We start from the raw sequence: 15,598 nt of genomic DNA, 5'->3' as shown, positions 1-15,598 counted from the left end.
GAGACGGGGATGGTCTACGGGATCGTGGTGGCTGGCGGGCAAGGGACCCGGCTGGGCAGGAAAAAGCAGTTCCTGGACCTGGCCGGGTCTCCTGTGTGGGTACGGGCGGTTCGCGCCTTGCTGGACGCGGGTGTCGCCCCGGTCTGGTTGGTGGTGCCCCGGGAGGATGTGGACAAGCTGTCGGTGGAAGCGGATGACATGGGGTTGCCGCTGCGGGTGACGGCAGGGGGTGAGACCCGGTTTGATTCGGTGTACAACGGCCTCCGGGAAGTCCACACGTGGTATGGCGAGGTGGGTTTGTCTAGCGGGGCGGGTTCCGCAGGTTCACCCTCGCCAGCGGGGCCGGCTCTCGTGGCTGTACACGATGCGGCACGCCCGTTCGTCTCATCCGAGGACGTGAAGAATGTGGTGCGGATGGCTGCGCAGACCGGGGCCGCCATCTTGGCCCGGCCGTGTGCGGAGACGGTGAAGCGGGTGGAGGCGGGGTGCATCACGTCGACCGTTCCCCGGGAAACCCTGTGGTTGGCAGAGACGCCGCAGGTGTTCCGGCTCGACTGGATGTGGGACGCCTATCGTCGGGTGCACATGCCTAGTGCGGCGACCGATGACGCGTGGGTGATGGAGCAAGCCGGTTACCGGGTGCACGTCGTGCCTTCCACTGCAGAGAACCGTAAGATTACCACGCCAGCGGATTGGGAGTACGCGCAGCTCTGGGCGCAGCAGCGCTGGGGGAGGCGAGATGGTTGATGCGTATCGGACTTGGATTTGACGTGCACCGGTTTGCGCCCGGGCGAACGCTGGTGCTCGGCGGCGTGGAGATCCCGTCGGACACCGGATTGGAAGGCCACTCGGACGCGGATGTGGTATTGCACGCCGTGATGGACGCCCTGCTCGGGGCGCTGGCCCTAGGAGACATCGGGCAGCACTTTCCCAATACGGATCCCGCCTGGGCGGGTGCGGACAGCGCCATGTTGTTGCGCACCGTGTGGGGCTGGATACGGGATCGCGGCTACCGACTCGGCAATCTGGACGTGGTGATCTTGGCGGAGCGCCCGAAGATCTTGCCGCACGCCCCGGCCATGCGGGCGCGCATCGCCGAACTGTGCGAGTGCGAGGTGGATCGGGTGAGCATCAAGGCCACGACGATGGAGAAGATGGGATTCATCGGCCGGGAGGAAGGGATGGCGGCCCAGGCGGTCGTCCTGCTCGAGCCAAACGAGGGAGGCGTGGCCCGGTGACCGTGCGCGTACGTTATGCTCCAAGCCCCACCGGACACCTGCACATCGGCGGTGTGCGCACCGCCCTGTTCAACTACCTGTTTGCGCGCCACCACGGGGGTGCGTTCATCCTGCGGATCGAAGACACGGATTTGGAACGGAACGTTCCCGGCGCCGAGGAAGAGATGTTGGAAGGCTTCCGGTGGCTCGGATTGACCTGGGACGAAGGGCCGGACGTGGGCGGTCCCCGAGGGCCCTACCGCTGTACGGAGCGGCTGCCCCTGTATCAGCAGGCCTTAGCGCAGCTGGAGGCGGAAGGATGGGTGTACCCGTGCTTCTGCACCCCGGAGCAGCTCGAGGCCGAACGCCAGGAAGCGCTGCGTGAAGGACGGGTGCCGCGGTACAGCGGGCGCTGCCGGCACCTTAGCCCCGAGGAACGCCAGCGGAGGATGGCGGCGGGTCTTCGGCCCAACTGGCGATTCGCGGTGCCCGCAGGGCGGACGCTGACGTTTGACGACGGTGTCCGCGGCTCCGTTTCGTTTGCCAGCGACGACCTCGGGGATTTCGTCGTCGTCAAGTCCAACGGGATGCCGACGTACAACTTCCAGGTCGTCGTCGATGACGCGGCGATGGCGATCACCCACGTGATCCGCGGCGAGGAGCATCTTTCAAACACGCCCCGCCAACTGTTGATCTACGAGGCGCTCCACCTGTCGCCTCCGGTGTTCGCGCACCTGCCGCAGGTGCTGGGCGCCGATCGCAAGAAGCTGAGCAAGCGGGATCCGCACGTGCAGCCGCTTCACGTCTACCGGGATCGCGGGTATGTGCCCGAGGCTTTGGTGAACTTCCTGGCTTTGCTCGGATGGTCTCCGGGCGGGGAAGAAGAGATCCTGCCGATGGCCGAATTGGTGGCGCGGTTCGATCTCGATCGCGTCGGTCACAGCGGGGCCATCTTCGACGTGGAAAAGCTGCGGTGGATGGCCGGGGTGTACCTGCGGAAACTCCCGGTCTCGGACCTGACTCGGTTGGTGCAGGAACAACTCCGGCGGCACGGCATGGCGTTGCCGGAGGGGACGGACACGGGGTGGCTGGAGCGGGTGGTCGCGCTGCATCAGGACCACCTGGCCTGCGCCGCCGATTTCATACAGGAGGCGGCGGGATTTTTCACGCCAGAGGTGGAGTGGTCGGACGAGGCGCGTGCGGTGTTGCTGGAAGCGGGTGCCGCGGAAGTCGTCCGTATGTATCTGGACTTGGCGAAGGACGATGACGAGTGGAGCGCGGAGGCCAGCCGCGCCCGTTTCCAACGCGTTCAGCAGGTGCTGGGCGTGAAGGGCAGGCATCTGTACATGCCCGTGCGCGCGGCCGTCACAGGGGCTGTCCACGGCCCAGACCTGCAACAGACCATCGCGTTGCTGCCCAAAGCCTGGGTGCTGGCCCGGTTGGAAGCCGCCCTGCGATTGACAAAGCCGACTCCGTCGATACAATGAGGCTTATCACTTGGTGCACAATCTGAACCTGCACGGCGATTGGCGGGAAGAGTACGCGGGGCCGCCGGCCACAGAGAGGAGGCGCCGGGCCGCCAGGCCCGGGTGGGAGCGCCTTCGGCCGGTCCTCGTGGAAGTGCGCCCGCCAGCCCCGGAAGGAACGGCGTCGCCCGTCGGGGCGCGCTCAGTAAAATCCGGCGCGTGGGTCCCGTTAACGGCCCGCTGAGGGGGGCGCATCCAAGCGCCAATCAGAGTGGAACCGCGGCAATACCGTCTCTGGCACAGGGACGGTTTTTTCATGGATGGACAGACTATGCCCAGAAAGGGGTACCTGGCATGGCGATCCGGTTGTACAACACGATGACTGGGCAGAAGGAGGAACTCCGGACCCTCGAACCGGGGAAAGTGCGGTTTTACGCCTGCGGCCCGACGGTGTACAACTACTTTCACATCGGCAACGCGCGCATGTTCGTCGTGTTCGACACCGTCCGCCGCTACCTGGAGTACCGGGGGTATCAGGTCCGGTACGTGCAGAATTTCACAGACGTGGATGACCGCATCATCCAGCGGGCGAATGAGACGGGGCAGCACGTCCGGGACGTGGCCGACTTCTACATCCAGGCGTACTTCGAAGACGCGGACGCCCTGGGGATTCGTCGGGCCGACGTCCATCCCCGTGTGACGGAGTGCATCCCGGACATCATCCGCTTCATTCAGGACCTGATAGACGGCGGCCACGCCTACGTGCGGGATGGGAACGTGTGGTTTGACACCTCCTCGTTCCCCGAGTACGGAAAGCTGTCCCACCAGTCGCTGGAGGACATGAAAGCGGGGTTTCGCATCGAGGTCAACGAGAACAAGGACGATCCCACCGATTTCGCCCTCTGGAAGGCCGCGAAACCGGGGGAGGAATTCTGGGAGAGCCCGTGGGGGCCGGGGCGTCCGGGATGGCACATCGAGTGCTCGGTGATGAACCTGAAGCACCTCGGCGAGCAGATCGACATCCACGCCGGCGGGCGCGACCTGGTGTTTCCACATCATGAGAACGAGATCGCCCAGAGCGAAGCCCGTTCGGGGCACACCTTCGCGCGCTACTGGATGCACAACGGCACGCTCAATATCAACGGGGAGAAGATGTCCAAGTCCCTGGGGAATTTCATCCTCACGCGCGAGTTGTTGCAGAGGCGCCCGGCGCGGGCCATCCGTTTCTTTCTGTTGAGCGCGCACTACCGCCACCCCCTGAATTACACGGAGGAGGCCATGGACCAGGCGGAACAGGCGTTGGAGCGGGTGGACCGCTGCCTGCGCAATCTCGAACACCGGTTGGAGGCGCTCACCGGGCTTCCTGCGCCATTCGTCGGACTCCACGACGGACGGGCGCCGAAGGATGCCATTCAATCGGTGCGGGACCAGTTCATAGAGGCGATGGACGACGACTTCAACACGGCGGATGCCATCGCGGCGTTGTTTGAGGGCGTGCGGCAGGCGAACACGTACCTGGCAGGCCCCGAGGTCACGGTGGCGGGCGTGCAGGCGTGGAAGGATCTGTTGGAGGAACTGCTCGGGGTGCTGGGATTGACCGGGATCGCCGCCGAGGTTCCAAACGCGTCGGCGGGCGCCATCCCAGATGACGAGGTGGATCGGCGTTTGGCGGAACGGGCCAAAGCTCGCAAACGCCGGGATTTTGCCCGGGCGGACGCCATCCGGGACGAGCTGGAGCGGCAGGGAATTGTCATCGAAGACACGCCGCAAGGGACGAGATGGTACCGGCGATGAACGGCGCGCAGGATCCCAAGGACTTCGAATTGGATACGCGCGGCATTCCCACGTTGGCATTCGCGTTCATCGGCGATGCGGTGTGGGAACTGCGGGTCCGGGAGCACGTACTGCGCAAGGGGATCCGCCGCCCGAACGAACTGCATCGGGCGGCGACGCGCTACGTGCGCGCGCGTTCCCAGGCCTATCTGGTCGACGTTCTCGGGCCGCTGCTCAGTGAGGAGGAGCGCGGCTTTCTTCGCCGGGGCCGCAACGCCAAGCCCGGCCATGCCCGCAAGAGCGCCGATGTCCTCGACTATCGGCACAGCACGGGGTTTGAGACCCTGATCGGGTACCTGTACACGTCGGGTCAGCGGGATCGCCTGGATGAACTGTGCAATCGCGCGCTGGCCGCGGTAGATGATTGGGAGGAGGATGCACATGCGCGCGAACAGGCGGAGAAGCAACCCGAGGGAGGCGCGGGCGGCGCGCCGTGACCAGGCCGGGCGCCGGGAAAAACCTGACAAGCGGGTGGAACCGGTCGCGCAGAACCGGGCGGATGAGGTCGATGCGATGGGTGCGGGCGCCATTGTCGGGCGGCATCCGGTGTTGGAGGCCCTGAAGTCGGGGCGCCCCATCAACAAGATCCTGGTGGCAGATTCGGCAGAGGGCGGAAGCCTGGTCGAGATCCTCGGAAGGGCCCGATCGGCCGGGATCGTCGTGCAGTCGGTTCCGCGCCAGTCGCTCTCGCGGATGTTCGGAGACGCGCACCAAGGGGTGGCGGCGTACGTGGCGCCCAGGGCGTACGTGGAACTGGACGACGTGCTCGCCAGGGACACGGGGCAGCCGCCCCTGGTGTTGTTGTTGGACGAGGTGACGGACCCGGCGAACTTCGGTGCCATCCTGCGCACGGCCGAGGCCACCGCCGTGCAGGGGGTGGTGATCCCCAAACGCCGGGCGGTCCCCTTGACGGAGACCGTGGCCAAGGCGGCGGCGGGCGCGGTCGAGTACGTGCCGGTGGCGCGCGTGGCCAACCTGGTGCAGGCGATGGAGCGGCTGAAGGAGGCCGGCTACTGGTTGGTGGGCGCCGACGTCGCGGGGACACACCTGTACACGGAGGTGGACTACCGGGGAGCCATGGCGTTGGTGATCGGCGCCGAGGGCAAGGGGCTCAGCCGGCTGGTCAAGGAGCACTGCGACTACCTGGTCAGGTTGCCGATGCTGGGGCACTTGCAAAGTTTGAACGCGTCGGTGGCGGCGGGGTCATGTTGTATGAAGTCGTCCGCCAGCGCGCGTAGTCCCCGGCGGGGCGGGAAGTGTCTGATGGTGGACGGGTATAACGTGATCGCCCGGATGAACCATTCTTCCCTGCACGACGTGGAGGATGTGGACGAGCAGCGGGATCGCCTCGTCGCGTCCCTGGCGGAATACGCGGCGTACGCAGGGGAAGACGTCATTGTCGTGTTCGACGCGCACCATACCGGGGAACCGGAACGGGCGGTTCACGCCGGTCCGGTGACGGTGGTGTACACGGGGCCCGGGGAGACGGCGGACCAGTACATCGAGCGCGAGGTGTACCGCCTGCGCGACATGTACCGCCAGGTGACGGTGGCCACTTCGGATGCGGCGGAACAGCAGGTGGCCTTTGGCGGCGGCGCCCTGCGCATCTCAGCGGACGGGCTGTTACGGCGGCTGGACGAGATGCGGGCCGCGGTGCGGGCGATCACGGAGGAGCGGGCGCAGCCGGCGCCGTCGCGGGTGATGGATCACCTGCAGGACGAGGTCGCTCGCCTCTTGGAGTCCTGGCGCAGGCATCATGACTAGGAATTGACCGTGATAGATTACATAATGTATAATGGCTTCGATCCTGACAGCCGATTCGGGGTGATTTGTTTGACGGTGCAACTAGAGACGTCTTCCGTGAACGCCCTGGAGGAGCGCAGCGACGAAGAACTGGTGGAAGCTGTGCGCAACGGCGACGATCAGGCGCTGGAGTACCTCATCCATAAATACCGAAATTTCGTGCGCGCGAAGGCTCGTTCCTATTTTTTGATCGGCGCGGATCGAGAGGACATCGTTCAAGAAGGCATGATTGGCCTATACAAATCCATTCGCGATTACCGCGAGGACAAGTTGACGTCGTTCAAAGCCTTCGCGGAACTGTGCATCACTCGCCAGATCATCACGGCCATCAAAACCGCGACTCGCCAAAAACATATTCCGCTGAACTCCTACGTTTCCTTGGACAAGCCCATCTATGACGAGGACTCCGACCGAACGCTCCTGGATGTCATTGGAGCCGCCCGGGTGACCGATCCGGAGGAACTGGTGATCCATCAGGAGGAGTTTGATGACATTGAATTGAAAATGTCCGAATTGTTGAGCGACTTGGAGCGGCAGGTGCTGATGCTGTACCTGGACGGCCGTTCGTACCAGGAGATCGCGGTCGATCTCGATCGCCATGTGAAATCCATCGACAACGCCCTCCAACGGGTCAAGCGGAAGTTGGAGAAGTATCTGTCCGGACGCAACATCGGCTCCTGACGGCAGTGGCGAAATTCCCCACCCGACGGTGTATACGCTTGCAGGCGGATGTCCATACTGGCATGTTGAACCCCGTGCCCGGCGCCTGCCGGTTGGCTGGGGCGTATTGACACCTCGCGGCCCCTGTGTTACCCTATTTTAGGCCTATCAGGGGGCATGGGATGCCCTTTTTATTATGGCGTGCGCCCTGCCGGGGAGGTGTATCGGAATGCGCGTGATCATTACGCTTGCTTGCACAGAGTGCAAACAACGGAACTATACAACGACGAAGAACAAGAAGAACGACCCGGACCGCCTCGAGGTCAAGAAGTTCTGCCGGTTCTGCAACTCTCATACGGTGCACCGGGAGACCCGCTGACGTCGTCGGGGCGAGGCGGCGCGGGCGGCGCGTCTGTCTGCGCCAGTCGAGTCTGGTCTGAGCTTGAAGAGCGGGGGCGTTCACGATGTCGAAGCCGAAGGAAGCGGTCGTCCACCCCAAGCCCCGCCGGACCGGTGTGGTTCGATTCTTCGTGGAGACGGTACACGAGCTGCGGCGGGTGCGCTGGCCGAAGCGGAGAGAAGTGGTAAATTATACGGTGGCCGCGCTGTTGGTGTGCTTTATCATGGGCTTGTTGGTGTGGGGCTTCGACCTCGGTGTGGCCAGGCTGTTCGCGCTGGTCAATCTGGTTTGAATACGATGAGCCGCGGGTGAGCCGGGAGCCGGTGCGCCTGCGGCGTTTGGTATGGGGGGTGCGGGGCGGCCGCCCTCAACATGGAGAACCTCGAAAAACAGTGGTACGTCATTCACACGTACTCTGGCTACGAAAACAAAGTCAAACAAAATCTCGAGAGCCGCGTGCAGACCATGGGCATGGAGGACAAGATCTTCCGTGTCATGGTGCCGACCGAAGAAGAGTGGGAAGTGAAGAACGGCAAGAAACGCCTTGTCCAACGCAAGGTCTTCCCGGGCTATGTCCTGGTGGAGATGATCATGACGGACGACTCGTGGTACGTGGTGCGAAACACGCCAGGGGTCACGGGGTTCGTCGGATCGGCGGGCGGCGGTTCGAAGCCGGTTCCTCTGATGCCTTCCGAGGTCCGCGCCATTCTGCGCCAATCAGGTTCGGAGGAGATCAAGACCAGAGTCGACTTCACCGTCGGCGAAGTCGTGCGTATTGTGGATGGCCCGTTCGCTGATATGATCGGGAGCGTGGAAGAGATTCACGCCGACCAGCAGAAGCTGCGGGTGCTGGTCTCCATGTTCGGGCGCGACACGCCCCTCGAGGTGGATTTCACTCAGGTGGAGAAACTCACCTGAGGCGGCGCGGAGCCGTCTCGGCGCGCGGCGTCCGTTGAGCCCCGCGACTTCCTTCCTGGCGCGGCGGGGGGCCGTCACTGGATGGATGGGCAGAACATGGGTTCGTCCTGCCGGTGGGCGGATCGGGCGAATCCATTTTCTGTGGCGTTCCCAGGAACGCCGGATATATGGTACTGTGTGATCTCGGGCCGTCCGCTCGGAGGCCGCGTGGATCGCCCAGTGTGGGAGGGCGTGTGCCCGAATACCACATCTCGAGGTAAAGGAGGTGGACGCGTTGCCGAAGAAAATTGTCAAGGTCGTCAAACTGCAGATCCCTGCAGGCAAGGCAACTCCGGCGCCCCCGGTGGGTCCTGCGCTCGGCCAGGCCCAGGTTGGCAACATCATGGGCTTCTGCAAGGAGTTTAATGCCCGGACGGCCGACCAAGTCGGTTTGGTCATCCCGGTTGTCATCTACGTGTACGAGGACCGTTCGTACACATTCGACCTGAAGACCCCGCCGGCAGCGGTGCTCCTGAAGAAGGCGGCCGGCATCGAGTCGGGTTCTCCGGAACCGAACAAGAAGAAGGTCGCCACGGTCAAGCGGGCGAAGGTTCGAGAGATCGCCGAACAAAAGATGCCGGACCTGAACGCGGCGTCGGTGGAGGCCGCGATGCGCATGGTCGAGGGCACGGCCCGCAGCATGGGCATCGTGATCGAAGACTGACGTCACGCGGGAACACGTGGGAGGCTGTACGGCGGTTCGCTGCCGTAGCCGAGCACCACATGGAGGTGAATGGGGTTGGCAAAAACGTCGAAGCGCTTCGCGGAAGCGTTGAAGCAGATCGACAAGACGAAGCTGTATGATCCGGTGGAGGCGTTCCAACTGGTCAAACAGCTGGCGTCCGCCAAGTTCGACGAGTCGGTCGACGTGGCGTTCCGGCTGGGGGTGGATCCCCGGAAGCAGGATCAGCAGGTGCGCGGTGCCGTGGTGTTGCCGCACGGGACCGGCAAGACGGCGCGTGTCCTGGTGTTCGCGAAGGGCGAGAAGGCCAAGGAAGCGGAAGCGGCCGGCGCCGATTACGTCGGCGACGAAGATTACATCCAGAAGATCACCCAGGGTTGGCTCGACTTTGATGTGGCGGTCGCCACGCCTGATATGATGGGCGCGGTCGGCCGGTTGGGCCGTATCCTCGGGCCGAAGGGCTTGATGCCCAACCCGAAGACCGGCACCGTCACGTTCGACGTGGCTCGCGCCGTGCAGGAGATCAAGGCCGGTAAGATCGAGTACCGGCTGGACAAGGCGGGTATCGTCCACGCGCCCATTGGCAAGGCGTCGTTCACCGTCGAGCAGTTGGTGGATAACTTCAACACGCTCTTCGACGCGTTGGCCAAGGCGCGGCCGGCGGCCGCAAAGGGCCAGTACTTCCGCAGCGTCACGGTGTCGTCCACCATGGGCCCTGGCATCCGGGTCAACCCGCTGCGCGTGGCGCGCGCTGCGGAGTGACCCTTGCCCCGCCCGGCGCGACCGCGGGGCTGCGGATTGCGGCCGGCGGGCTTGACGGGCGGGGGCGCGTGGCTTAGGATATACAAGGTGCAATGCAATACCGGATGGACCGTAGACAGTAGGTCTCCAGCTCTCCTGGAGAGAATGGGCTCGTCCCGCCTACCGAGGTTCGCGGCTGAATGAAGCGGAGTCGCGCCTTCGTGTCTGCGGAGGCGCGTTTTTCATATGCCGGAACGGGTTCATCCAGAACCATTCGGCGGGAGGTGTGAGGAATTCGATGGGAGTCCGCGAGGAGAAGGAGCAGCTGGTCGCGGAAATCGCAGATCGGTTGTCGCGCAGCAAGGCGACCATCATCACGGATTACCGCGGCTTGAATGTGGCCGAGGTGACCGAACTGCGTAAGCAATTGCGGGAAGCCGGCGTGGAATACCGCGTGTTGAAGAACACGTTGACACGCCGCGCGGCGGCGCAGGCACAGGTCTCGGGCATCGAGGAGTACCTGACCGGGCCGTCCGCCATCGCGTTTGGTTTTGAAGATCCGGTGGCTCCGGCGAAAGTATTGTTCGACTTCGCCAAGAAGCACAAGGCCCTTGAACTGAAGGGCGGTGTCGTGGAAGGCCGTGTGGTCAGCGCGAAGGAAGTCGAGGCGTTGGCCAACCTGCCGTCGCGTGAAGGTCTGTTGTCCATGTTGCTCAGCGTGCTGCAGGCGCCCGTTCGCAATTTCGCGTACGCCGTCAAGCAGGTGGCTGAGAAGCAGGAGGCGCCGGCGGCCGAGTGAGCCGGTGTTCATCGGTCCTGTGGTGCGGAGCCTGCGGTTTGGAATGAGATGTACCCCGGTTGGGCCGGGGGAGATGGATATGCATAAGGAGGAGATCCCGTGGCGAGCGAAACCATCACCAACATTCTGGAGACCATCAAGGGAATGACGGTGCTTGAACTGAACGAGTTGGTCAAGGCCATCGAAGAGGAGTTCGGCGTGACAGCCGCTGCTCCGGTGGCGGTCGTCGGCGGCGCGGCGGCTGGCGGCGCTGAGGAAGCGGCCGAGCAGACGGAGTTCGACGTCATCCTGACGAACGCCGGCGCCTCGAAGATCAACGTCATCAAGGTCGTGCGCGAGATCACAGGCCTCGGCCTGAAGGAAGCGAAGGACCTGGTGGATGGCGCGCCGAAGCCGGTGAAGGAGAAGGTCTCCAAGGAAGAGGCCGAAGCCATCAAGGCAAAACTGACCGAGGCGGGTGCGACGGTCGAGGTCAAGTAAGGCCGTCCGCACATCCGGAGGCACCCGCGCTGCCATATGGGGCAGCGCGAGTGCCTCTCTGTATATGGGGACAGTTGCGGTCCGCGCTGGGCACACGGTGCGTGTCTGCGAGGAGGGAGCTGGCTTGTCCGGAAACAGTCACTATTTCACTTCGTCCCCGGAGGCGGAGAGCCGCCCCCGTTCGGTACACATCAGGGTGCGCGGCGTGGAGCTGGAGATCCTGACGGATTCCGGCGTATTCGCCAAGCGCGGTCTGGACTTCGGCACGCGCGTGTTGATCGAGACCGTGACGCTGCCACCGCAGGCGGAGGCGGTCGATCTCGGTTGTGGCTACGGTGTGGTGGCGGCGGTTTTGGGGCGGGTGTACCCCGGATCGCAGTGGACCCTGCTGGATGTGAACGAGCGGGCCGTGGCGTTGGCGCAGCGCAATGTGCGTCTGGGGGACCGGGCCCGCGTGCTGGTCAGCGACGGGTTCGCGGCGGTGCCTGACCTGCGGGCGGACGCCGTGGTGCTCAACCCGCCGATCCGCGCGGGAAAATCGGTCGTGTACCGGTTGTTCGCCGAGTCCGCTCAACATTTGCGTCCGGACGGGGCGCTGTGGGTCGTCATCCACAAGAAGCACGGGGCGCCGAGCGCCCGCGAGCGGTTGACCGCGTGGTTCGGCGACGTGGCGTTGGCCGAACGGGAGAGCGGGTACCATGTGTTCTGCTGCCGCGATCCGATTGCAGACAGAGGCTATGCGGATGTGTTGACATAGTTCTCTGAACGTGGTAAACTCAATCAATGCAAACTGATACGGGGCTCCGTATGCCCTGATCAAAGTCGGGAAGGCGGAGATGATTAAAATCTGTTCCGCTTGGAGATAGGTAAATATTACATGCCCTTGTGAAAAATGTGGTTCCACGCGACCTCATTTCTTTTTTGTCTGATCGCATAGGGCGTGGCTTTGTTGTTGTCATCGCCCGGTGTGATGCGAAAACCGCATGAGGGGTGACGTTTTTGCAGGGACACGTGGTGAAGTACGGATGGCGCGACCGGCGTTCGTACGCCCGCATCCAGGAGGTCTTGGATCTGCCGAATCTGATTGAGATTCAGCAGAAGTCGTACGAGTGGTTCCTGCGCGAGGGGCTGCGCGAGATGTTCGAGGACATCTCCCCGATCACCGACTTTACGGGCAATCTGGTGCTGGAGTTCATCGACTACAGCCTGGGTGAGCCGAAGTACGATGTCGAGGAGTCGAAGGAGCGCGACGTCACCTATGCCGCCCCGCTGCGCGTGAAGGTGAGGCTGCTCAACAAGGAAACCGGCGAGGTGAAGGAACAAGAGGTCTTCATGGGGGACTTCCCGCTCATGACCGAGACCGGCACCTTCATCATCAACGGCGCCGAGCGCGTCATTGTCAGCCAGCTGGTCCGTTCTCCGAGCGTCTATTTCAACAGCAAGATGGACAAAAACGGCAAACGCACGTATGCGGCCACCGTGATCCCCAATCGGGGCGCCTGGCTCGAATTTGAGACGGACACGAAGGACGTTGTGTACGTTCGGATCGACCGGACCCGCAAACTGCCCATCACGGTCCTGTTGCGCGCGCTGGGGCTGGGGACGGACGCGGAGATCATCAACCTGCTCGGTGAAGACGAGTATCTGCGCAATACCTTGGACAAGGATACCACAGATTCCACCGAGAGGGCACTGGTAGAGATTTACGAACGCCTGCGCCCGGGCGAACCGCCGACGATGGAAAACGCTAGGGCGCTGCTGACTTCCCGCTTCTTCGATCCGAAACGGTATGACCTGGCCAATGTCGGGCGGTACAAGATCAACAAAAAGCTCCACTTGAAAAACCGCCTGTTGAACCAGCGTTTGGCGGAGACGCTGGTCGACATGGACACCGGCGAGATCATCGCCGAGGCCGGCCAGGTGATTGACCGCCGGCTGCTCGACAAGATCATCCCTGCGCTCGAAGGGAACGTGGGGCGTATCTCCCTGCGCGGTACACCGGAGCTGGCGCCGGAGGACACCATCTCGCTGCAGATGGTCAAGATCTTCAGCCCGACCGAGGACGGAAAGATCCTGCACGTCATCGGCAACGGGTCCATCCCGCAGCACGTCAAACACATTATGCCGGCCGACATCATCGCGGCCATCAGCTATTTCTTCAATCTGCTGCACGGCGTGGGCTCCACGGATGACATCGATCACCTGGGCAACCGCCGCCTGCGTTCCGTCGGCGAACTGCTGCAAAACCAGTTCCGAATCGGTTTGTCGCGGATGGAACGGGTCGTGCGGGAGCGCATGTCGATTCAGGACGCCAGCGCGATCACGCCGCAGGCACTGATCAACATTCGGCCGGTGATCGCGGCTATCAAAGAATTCTTCGGTTCCAGCCAGCTTTCTCAGTTCATGGACCAGACCAATCCGCTGGCGGAGCTGACCCACAAGCGCCGCCTCTCGGCCCTGGGGCCGGGCGGTCTGACCCGTGAGCGGGCCGGATTCGAAGTGCGCGACGTGCACTATTCTCACTACGGCCGGATGTGTCCGATCGAAACGCCGGAAGGTCCGAACATCGGGCTCATCAACTCGCTGTCTTCGTACGCGCGCGTCAATGAGTACGGGTTCATTGAGACGCCGTACCGGAAGGTGGATCCGGACACGGGGATCGTCACCGACCACGTCGACTACCTCACCGCCGACGAAGAGGAGAACTACATCGTCGCTCAGGCCAACGCGGAGTTGACGGAGGACGGGCGCTTGGCGGACGCCGAAGTGGTCGCCCGCTACCGGGGCGACATCATCGCGGTCCCGCGCGAGCGGGTGGACTATATGGACGTGTCGCCGAAGCAGGTCGTGTCTGTGGCGACGGCCCTGATCCCGTTCTTGGAGAACGATGACGCCAACCGCGCGCTGATGGGATCGAACATGCAGCGTCAGGCGGTGCCGTTGTTGGTGACGGAGGCGCCGCTGGTCGGAACGGGCATGGAGCACAAGGCGGCGAAGGACTCGGGTGTCTGCGTGGTCGCACGGCGGGACGGCGTCGTGGAACGCGTGACGGCGCGCGAGATCTGGGTGCGGGTCAAGCAGGAGGTCGACGGCCGCACGGTGTTCGGCGACCTCGACAAGTACCGGCTGCAGAAGTTTGTGCGTTCCAACCAGAACACATGCATCAACCAGCGGCCCATCGTGCGCGAGGGCCAGGAGGTGCGGGCGGGCGACATCATCGCCGATGGACCGGCCACGGATATGGGCGAGTTGGCGCTCGGCCGCAACGTCCTCGTCGCCTTCATGACGTGGGAAGGGTACAACTACGAGGACGCCATCCTGCTGTCGGAGAAGGTCGTCAAGGAGGATATCTACACCTCCATCCACATCGAGGAGTACGAGCTGGAGGCACGAGACACCAAACTGGGGCCGGAGGAGATCACCCGGGATATCCCGAACGTCGGCGAGGACGCGCTGAAGAACCTCGACGAGCGGGGCATCATCCGCATCGGGGCCGAGATCCGCGCGGGCGACATCCTGGTCGGCAAGGTCACTCCGAAGGGCGTGACGGAGCTGACGGCGGAGGAGCGGCTGCTCCACGCCATCTTCGGTGAAAAGGCGCGGGAGGTGCGGGACACCTCGCTGCGGGTGCCGCACGGCGGCGCCGGGATTGTGGTCGACGTGAAGGTGTTCACGCGGGAGAACGGCGACGAGCTCCCCGCGGGGGTCAACCAGCTGGTCCGCGTCTACATCGCGCAGAAACGCAAGATCTCGGAAGGCGACAAGATGGCCGGGCGCCACGGGAACAAGGGTGTGGTGGCGCGCATCCTCCCGGAGGAAGACATGCCGTTCTTGGAAGACGGCACGCCGGTGGAGATCGTCCTGAACCCGTTGGGTGTGCCGTCCCGCATGAACATCGGCCAGGTGTTGGAGACCCACTTGGGGATGGCGGCCAAAGCCCTCGGCATCCACATCGCGACGCCGGTATTCGACGGTGCGAAGGCCGAAGACGTGTTCGCCACCCTCGAGGAAGCCGGGTTCCCGGCCGATGGCAAACAGGTGCTGTACGACGGGCGAACCGGAGAGCCGTTCGACAACCGCGTCACGGTCGGGTACGTGTACATGATGAAGCTGGCTCACCTGGTGGACGACAAGATCCACGCCCGTTCGACCGGGCCGTACTCCCTGGTCACTCAGCAGCCGCTGGGCGGCAAGGCTCAGTTCGGCGGCCAACGGTTTGGCGAGATGGAGGTTTGGGCGCTGGAGGCGTATGGCGCGGCTTACACGCTGCAGGAGATCCTCACCGTCAAATCGGATGATGTGGTCGGGCGCGTGAAGACGTACGAGGCCATCGTCAAGGGCGAGAACGTGCCGGAACCGGGTGTCCCCGAGTCGTTCAAGGTGTTGGTGAAAGAGCTCCAGAGCCTCGGCATGGACGTCAAGATCCTGAGCGAGGACGAGCAGGAGATCATCATGCGGGAGAGCGACGACGAAGAGGACGCCGGGGAGAAGTTGAACCTGAGCCTGGAGACGCACAGCATCGGCGAGTGACGGAGCGGGCTTCAGCACGTGCAACACGAA

General features: G+C 63.6%; 16 protein-coding genes and 1 pseudogene. All 17 read left to right on the top strand.

What is annotated here, in order from left to right; genetic code table 11:
* Positions 1-9: 9 nt before the first annotated feature.
* Positions 10-747 carry an IspD/TarI family cytidylyltransferase gene (locus N687_RS0111000; protein ID WP_029421903.1) on the top strand — a complete coding sequence of 246 codons (738 nt, stop codon included), beginning with the start codon at positions 10-12 and terminating at the stop codon, positions 745-747.
* The gene (gene ispF / locus N687_RS0110995; RefSeq protein ID WP_029421902.1) at positions 744-1,238 is read left to right on the top strand and encodes a 2-C-methyl-D-erythritol 2,4-cyclodiphosphate synthase; all 495 of its coding nucleotides are present in this window, start codon (positions 744-746) and stop codon (positions 1,236-1,238) included. Before N687_RS0111000 ends, ispF begins: the two co-directional genes overlap by 4 nt.
* Positions 1,235-2,704 (top strand): glutamate--tRNA ligase, encoded by a 1,470-nt coding sequence (gene gltX, locus N687_RS0110990; protein WP_029421901.1) that lies wholly within the window; start codon positions 1,235-1,237, stop codon positions 2,702-2,704. Before ispF ends, gltX begins: the two co-directional genes overlap by 4 nt.
* 333 nt (positions 2,705-3,037) lie before the next feature.
* A complete protein-coding gene (cysS, locus tag N687_RS0110985) occupies positions 3,038-4,477 on the top strand; it encodes a cysteine--tRNA ligase (RefSeq protein WP_029421900.1) in 1,440 nt (479 codons plus the stop codon).
* On the top strand, positions 4,474-4,953 hold the full coding sequence (locus N687_RS0110980; protein WP_051663160.1) for a Mini-ribonuclease 3: 480 nt from the start codon (positions 4,474-4,476) through the stop codon (positions 4,951-4,953). Before cysS ends, N687_RS0110980 begins: the two co-directional genes overlap by 4 nt.
* 76 nt (positions 4,954-5,029) lie before the next feature.
* Positions 5,030-5,754: pseudogene (rlmB, locus tag N687_RS25510) on the top strand (23S rRNA (guanosine(2251)-2'-O)-methyltransferase RlmB).
* On the top strand, positions 5,729-6,280 hold the full coding sequence (locus N687_RS25505) for an NYN domain-containing protein (protein WP_081841321.1): 552 nt from the start codon (positions 5,729-5,731) through the stop codon (positions 6,278-6,280). Before rlmB ends, N687_RS25505 begins: the two are co-directional and overlap by 26 nt.
* Positions 6,281-6,349: 69 nt before the next feature.
* Positions 6,350-7,000, top strand: a complete 651-nt coding sequence (sigH, locus tag N687_RS0110965) for an RNA polymerase sporulation sigma factor SigH (protein ID WP_029421897.1) — start codon at positions 6,350-6,352, stop codon at positions 6,998-7,000.
* Positions 7,001-7,208: 208 nt separating this feature from the next.
* Positions 7,209-7,358 (top strand): 50S ribosomal protein L33, encoded by a 150-nt coding sequence (gene rpmG / locus N687_RS0110960; protein WP_029421896.1) that lies wholly within the window; start codon positions 7,209-7,211, stop codon positions 7,356-7,358.
* An 85-nt stretch (positions 7,359-7,443) separates the two neighbouring features.
* Positions 7,444-7,671, top strand: a complete 228-nt coding sequence (gene secE / locus N687_RS0110955) for a preprotein translocase subunit SecE (RefSeq protein ID WP_029421895.1) — start codon at positions 7,444-7,446, stop codon at positions 7,669-7,671.
* Between the two features lie 80 nt (positions 7,672-7,751).
* Positions 7,752-8,297: a transcription termination/antitermination protein NusG gene (gene nusG, locus N687_RS0110950; protein ID WP_029421894.1), complete on the top strand. Its 546-nt coding sequence runs from the start codon at positions 7,752-7,754 to the stop codon at positions 8,295-8,297.
* 274 nt (positions 8,298-8,571) lie between these two features.
* A complete protein-coding gene (gene rplK, locus N687_RS0110945; protein ID WP_029421893.1) occupies positions 8,572-9,000 on the top strand; it encodes a 50S ribosomal protein L11 in 429 nt (142 codons plus the stop codon).
* Positions 9,001-9,075: 75 nt separating this feature from the next.
* Complete coding sequence (gene rplA, locus N687_RS0110940) at positions 9,076-9,780, top strand: 50S ribosomal protein L1 (protein ID WP_029421892.1); 705 nt, start codon at positions 9,076-9,078, stop codon at positions 9,778-9,780.
* 277 nt (positions 9,781-10,057) lie between these two features.
* Positions 10,058-10,558: a 50S ribosomal protein L10 gene (rplJ, locus tag N687_RS0110935; protein WP_029421891.1), complete on the top strand. Its 501-nt coding sequence runs from the start codon at positions 10,058-10,060 to the stop codon at positions 10,556-10,558.
* A 99-nt stretch (positions 10,559-10,657) separates the two neighbouring features.
* On the top strand, positions 10,658-11,038 hold the full coding sequence (gene rplL / locus N687_RS0110930) for a 50S ribosomal protein L7/L12 (RefSeq protein ID WP_419670131.1): 381 nt from the start codon (positions 10,658-10,660) through the stop codon (positions 11,036-11,038).
* 124 nt (positions 11,039-11,162) lie between these two features.
* Positions 11,163-11,795 carry a class I SAM-dependent methyltransferase gene (locus N687_RS0110925; protein ID WP_029421889.1) on the top strand — a complete coding sequence of 211 codons (633 nt, stop codon included), beginning with the start codon at positions 11,163-11,165 and terminating at the stop codon, positions 11,793-11,795.
* 242 nt (positions 11,796-12,037) lie between these two features.
* Positions 12,038-15,568 (top strand): DNA-directed RNA polymerase subunit beta, encoded by a 3,531-nt coding sequence (gene rpoB / locus N687_RS0110920; RefSeq protein ID WP_029421888.1) that lies wholly within the window; start codon positions 12,038-12,040, stop codon positions 15,566-15,568.
* The last annotated feature ends 30 nt before the right edge of the window (positions 15,569-15,598 follow it).

Source organism: Alicyclobacillus macrosporangiidus CPP55 (genome assembly GCF_000702485.1).
Classification (GTDB): domain Bacteria; phylum Bacillota; class Bacilli; order Alicyclobacillales; family Alicyclobacillaceae; genus Alicyclobacillus_H; species Alicyclobacillus_H macrosporangiidus_B.
This window is presented reverse-complemented; position numbering and strand designations above follow the sequence as displayed.